Source organism: Hymenobacter setariae (assembly GCF_007713685.1).
Classification (GTDB): domain Bacteria; phylum Bacteroidota; class Bacteroidia; order Cytophagales; family Hymenobacteraceae; genus Hymenobacter; species Hymenobacter setariae.
This window is the reverse complement of sequence record NZ_VMRJ01000011.1, coordinates 1-4790: the sequence shown is the minus strand read 5'-3', so window position 1 is coordinate 4790 and position 4790 is coordinate 1. Positions and strand designations below refer to the sequence as shown.

5 protein-coding genes are annotated in these 4790 nt (G+C 57.5%); 3 read left to right on the top strand and 2 right to left on the bottom strand.

Annotated features, from left to right (window positions below; all coding sequences use genetic code 11):
* Positions 1-329: 329 nt before the first annotated feature.
* Positions 330-650 carry an antibiotic biosynthesis monooxygenase gene (locus FNT36_RS25230; protein WP_233636224.1) on the bottom strand — a complete coding sequence of 107 codons (321 nt, stop codon included), beginning with the start codon at positions 648-650 and terminating at the stop codon, positions 330-332.
* Between the two features lie 492 nt (positions 651-1142).
* Between FNT36_RS25230 and FNT36_RS25225 the strand changes: the two genes are divergently transcribed.
* From FNT36_RS25225 to FNT36_RS25215, 3 genes are all read left to right on the top strand, one after another.
* On the top strand, positions 1143-1550 hold the full coding sequence (locus FNT36_RS25225; protein ID WP_089334453.1) for a GlcG/HbpS family heme-binding protein: 408 nt from the start codon (positions 1143-1145) through the stop codon (positions 1548-1550).
* 93 nt (positions 1551-1643) lie between these two features.
* A complete protein-coding gene (gene fdhA, locus FNT36_RS25220; protein WP_089334450.1) occupies positions 1644-2873 on the top strand; it encodes a formaldehyde dehydrogenase, glutathione-independent in 1230 nt (409 codons plus the stop codon).
* A gap of 291 nt (positions 2874-3164) precedes the next feature.
* Positions 3165-4076, top strand: coding sequence for an AraC family transcriptional regulator (locus tag FNT36_RS25215; RefSeq protein ID WP_233636223.1), 912 nt, complete (start codon positions 3165-3167; stop codon positions 4074-4076).
* Between the two features lie 53 nt (positions 4077-4129).
* Here the strand turns inward: FNT36_RS25215 and FNT36_RS25785 are convergent, their stop codons facing one another.
* A complete protein-coding gene (locus FNT36_RS25785) occupies positions 4130-4372 on the bottom strand; it encodes a hypothetical protein (RefSeq protein WP_089334452.1) in 243 nt (80 codons plus the stop codon).
* Between the last annotated feature and the right edge of the window lie 418 nt (positions 4373-4790).

Genomic DNA, 4790 nt, shown 5'->3' with positions numbered 1-4790 from the left:
ATTTTGATTATTATAATCACGAGCGCCTACACTCCAGTATCGGCTATCAGACACCCTATCATACTCACCAACAGCTCCTTCAACTTAACGCCCTAAACTGTCCAGCGTAACTAGACCACCCCATAATTATTGCGTTGCAAGTAATTAAACGGGGTATCGTCGCTAAAGGAGTAGCTTCGAAACGCTAATTCACCCGTGTGCGGATGCGTTAGCAGGAGACAGTCAATCGCCATCGCGTGAGGAGAATACTAGCTAGCCAACTGGACTGCCTGCCCACCGGCCCCTAAAGCGACCCATGCCTGGGCATAGGTCGCTTTAGGGGCTGGCAATTATTTGGCAGCCAAGATAGCTACTTGTTCAATAACAGGCGGCACGGCCAGCAAGTCGGCCGCATGGGCCATCAACGCAGCGGCAATAGGGCCGTTAAGATGCGCCTGCCGGCCTGCTTCATCCGGAAAGGTATCAAAGATACCGAAGGTGGCCGGCGCCAGTTGAATAGCATACCAGGTTATGGTAGCCGGCTCTTGCTGAGCCAGGGGCAGAGCGCCCGTCAAAAAATCGAGTACTGCCTGCTCTTTACCGGGCTTCGCTTCGAGCCGGACCAGCAATCCTACATTCTTCATGGAAGTGGGGGTTGGGTGAATTGACATAACAAAGGTGCTGCCTCTCCGAAAGGATTAACATGGACGGACGCAACTAGTGGCTGGACAAAAAGACCATATCCTCAGGATTCTCTACTAGCGAGAGAACATGACAAAGGTCCCTCGGCGGCCTACCCCCGTGCATTATCATAGGGGAAGAAGTGCGGGCGGTGAGGCCTGAAAACAAGGTGTTGCCCCAGGGGCTAGCGCTTTATAGCCAGCCAAATGAAATGAGGAGGCCGCCCCTAAACAACTCGGCGAGGTGCCTGCGAATGCCGGGCCAGGGTACGCCACGGCTGCCGCCGCACCCGTCGGCCTCAGCGCCCGGTAACAACCAGCCCCAGACTAGGCGGAGGGGACTAGCACTATCCTCGCAAAGTACTGCATAATCCTAGCAATCTTATGATTTGGCGCAACCGTCCAGTAGGGAGCCTGGTTCATACGGCAGCCTGCTACCCCGGCTGGCCTTGCTACATTCCCACCTTATTCCCCTCCACACCCATGGGTATTTCCCTCGAACAGGCGCAGGCTGCCGTGCAGGCAGCCTACCAAAAATCGCTCGAAATAGGCGTCAAGATGAACATTGCCATCGTCGATGCCGGCGCCAACCTCGTGGCGTTTGCCCGCATGGACGACGCCTGGCTCGGCTCACTCGACATTTCGATTAAGAAGGCTAAGACGGCCCGCTTCTTCGATATGCCCACCGGTGACCTTGGCCAGGCCAGCCAGCCCGGCGGCCCGCTCTTCAATATTGAGGTCTCGAACGGCGGCCTCATCACCTTCCCCGGTGGCCTGCCCATCAAGGACGGCAGCGGCAAAATCATCGGCGCCATTGGCGTCTCGGGCGACACGGTCGAGAACGACCATACCGTAGCCGAAGCGGGCTCAAACGCCGTGGCCGGCCAGTAAGGCAGCGTTCTCCATGTTCAGGAAAAAGCGGCGGGCCTGGCTGGCTGGGCCCGCCGCTTTTTCCTTTTATTCTCTAAAACCACCCAACTCAATATGGCTAGCAACAGAGGCGTTGTTTACCTGGGCCCCGGCAAAGTCGAGGTGCAAAGCATTGATTTTCCTGAGCTGAAAAACCCCAAGGGCAAGAAGATAGTCCACGGCGTGATTCTGAAGGTCGTATCCACCAACATCTGCGGCTCCGACCAGCACATGGTGCGCGGGCGGACCACGGCCCCCGCCGGCCTGGTGCTGGGTCACGAAATCACGGGCGAAGTCATTGAGGTAGGGGCCGACGTGGAATTCCTCCAGGTGGGCGACCTCGTATCGGTACCCTTCAACGTGGCTTGCGGCCGTTGCCGCACCTGCAAAGAGCAGCAAACCGGTATCTGCCTGACCGTGAACGAGGGCCGCGCTGGTGGTGCCTACGGCTACGTGGACATGGGCGGCTGGGTAGGCGGCCAGGCCGAATACGTCATGGTGCCTTACGCCGATTTCAACCTGCTCAAGTTTCCCAATAAGGACCAGGCGATGGAAAAAATCCGCGACCTGACCATGCTAAGCGACATTTTTCCCACCGGCTTCCACGGCGCCGTAAAGGCGGGCGTGGGCCCTGGCCGCACGGTGTACGTGGCCGGCGCGGGCCCGGTGGGCCTGGCTGCCGCCGCGTCGGCGCAGCTGCTAGGGGCCGCAGTGGTGATAGTAGGCGACATGAACAAAGCGCGCCTAGCGCACGCCCGCTCGTTTGGCTGCGAAACGGTAGACCTGAACGAAGACGCCAGTCTGGCCGAGCAAATCACCCAGATTTTGGGCGTGCCCGAAATCGACTGCTCTATCGACTGCGTGGGCTTTGAGGCCAGCGGCCACGGCGCGCAGGCCAAGGTAGAGGTGCCGGCTGCCGTGCTCAACTCGCTCATGGAAATCACCCGCGCGGGCGGTGCCATCGGCATCCCCGGCCTGTACGTCACTGACGACCCCGGCGCCAAGGAAGCCGCTGCCAAAACCGGCAACCTGAGCATTCGCTTCGGCCTAGGCTGGGCCAAGAGCCACTCCTTCCACACTGGCCAAACGCCCGTGATGAGCTATAACCGCCAGCTCATGCAGGCCATTCTCTACGATAAAATCCAGATTGCCAAGGCCGTGAATGTGGAAATTATCAGCCTTGACGACGCGCCGAAAGGCTACGCGGAATTTGATAAAGGCGTGGCGCGCAAGTTTGTGATTAACCCCCACAACCTGATTCCGAGCACCAAACCAAAAGTCAAAACCGAAACGGCCGCTGCCTAGGTAGCTCACCTGCTCAGCTCTCAGCCGGACTGTCTCTAGGGGTGGTCCGGCTGTTTTGGTAAGGCAAAGGACGTTTTTTGGCTGGCGCGGATGGGGGAGGCGTTTGCCAATGGCCGCCCCCGGCCGGCCCAAAAAGCAGGGGCTTGCACAAGGCGCGTAATCGGTGGCAGTCTCCTCGCCAAGAACATTTTTGGCCTGCCGACAGGTTATTAGGGCGCCCGCCGTTGCGTAAGCTTCGCATTGGTCGCTGCCATCCGCCTTCTTTTCCACCTGCTTTTCGCCCCTGGTCCCTTGCTGCCTTCCATCCCGCTCACTGCCCCCCACGAGTTCACCACGCTCATCGACCACCGCCGGGTGCAGACGCTGGAGAAGTACGAGCTGAGCATCCTCGAAACGCTGGCCCCCGGTGACCAGGTAGCGCAGTCGTACAGCGACCTGGTGCTGACCAACATGCTGCGCGGCAAAAAAGTAATGCACCTGCGCGACCAGCAGGCCTTTGCCTACCTGCCCGGCCATACCATGGTCGTGCCCCCAAACCTAAAAATGCTGATTGACTTCCCCGAGGCCTCTGACGAAACGCCAACTCAGTGCGTAGCCCTGGCCATCGACCGGCTGCAAGTCATCGACACGGTCAATTACCTCAACGCGTTTTACCCGCGCACCGACGGCGAGCCGTGGCACCTCAGCCTCAGCCAGCACGCTTTTTATAACAACGAAGAGATTACAGCCCTCATCATCAAGCTAGTACGCATTGGCTTCGATGGTTCCCAGAACAAGGACATGCTGGCTGACTTTGCGGTGAAGGAGCTGCTGCTGCGCCTCATGCAGCTGCAGCGCCTGCACCTGACCGAGCACAACACGGCCGTGCTGGCCTCCTCCAACCGCTTTGCCCACACCCTGCAGTACATCAAGGAGAACCTGGCCCAGAAAATCAGTGTCGAGGAGCTGAGCACGCAGGCCTGCATGAGCCAAGCCAATTTCTTCCGCGCCTTCAAGCAGGAGTTCGGCCTCTCGCCCATCGACTACATCATCAAGGCCCGGATGCGGCTGGCCAAGCGCTGCCTGCAAAACCTTGCCATCAGCATTACCGAGATTTGCTTCAAGGCAGGCTTTAGCAACCTGGCCTACTTCACCCGCATGTTTCGACGGTTGGAGCACATGACGCCCACTGAATACCGGGCAATTAGCCAGGGCCACGCGTAAGGGCAGCCGAGCAGGCGGCGCTGCCAGGGCGAAGCTCAGCCGCTTGGCAATGCTTATAGCTGCCGCCCCACACGGCTCAGCCATTCGGGCGTGCTACCCAGGTAAGAGGCAATAAAATGCTGCGGCACTTGCTGCGCGATACCGAGGTACTTGCGCAAAAAGTGCTGGTAAGGCTGGAAATTCGCAAAGCACTCATCGGTAAGCGGCATGTGAGCCTGCAAGTGTGCCCGCAGAAAGTGATAATCAGCCGGAGAATCCAGGCGCTGGAGGTAGTGAAAGCCATGAGTTTGCCACACTATAAGCCATGCACCACAGAACTACCGCCGTGTCAATGAAGGTGCAAAAAGCTAAAGCTTGGGCGTTGCAAACGAGTCGGAGTAGGTATGGTATTTTAAGATATTATATATTCATAAATAATTATTAAAAATCGAACTCAAACAGTCAATGAGATTCTGTATTAACTCACCCCAAATAGGTTGCAATGAGTAAACAACGTCGCTACTTTGACCAGTAAAGACCTGATAAGATTCAGTTATCAGGTCCTAATCAAAACAGGGCCAAGGCTCTGTATTCATTACTTATCGCATTGGTTAAGTAGCCATACAGAAGTAAGCGTATAGTGCGCAATTGGTAGCTTGCGGCATGCGACGACCTGCCACCGAGTTGAGTTCGGAAGAAGTGACGTGTTTGGAAGCGTGCAGTCAGCACGGACCG

Excerpts from the sequence above, each read along its gene's own strand:
- FNT36_RS25230 (WP_233636224.1), bottom strand. The coding sequence starts at position 650 with ATGTCAATTCACCCAACCCCCACTTCCATGAAGAATGTAGGATTGCTG.
- FNT36_RS25225 (WP_089334453.1), top strand. The coding sequence starts at position 1,143 with ATGGGTATTTCCCTCGAACAGGCGCAGGCTGCCGTGCAGGCAGCCTAC.
- fdhA (WP_089334450.1), top strand. The coding sequence starts at position 1,644 with ATGGCTAGCAACAGAGGCGTTGTTTACCTGGGCCCCGGCAAAGTCGAG.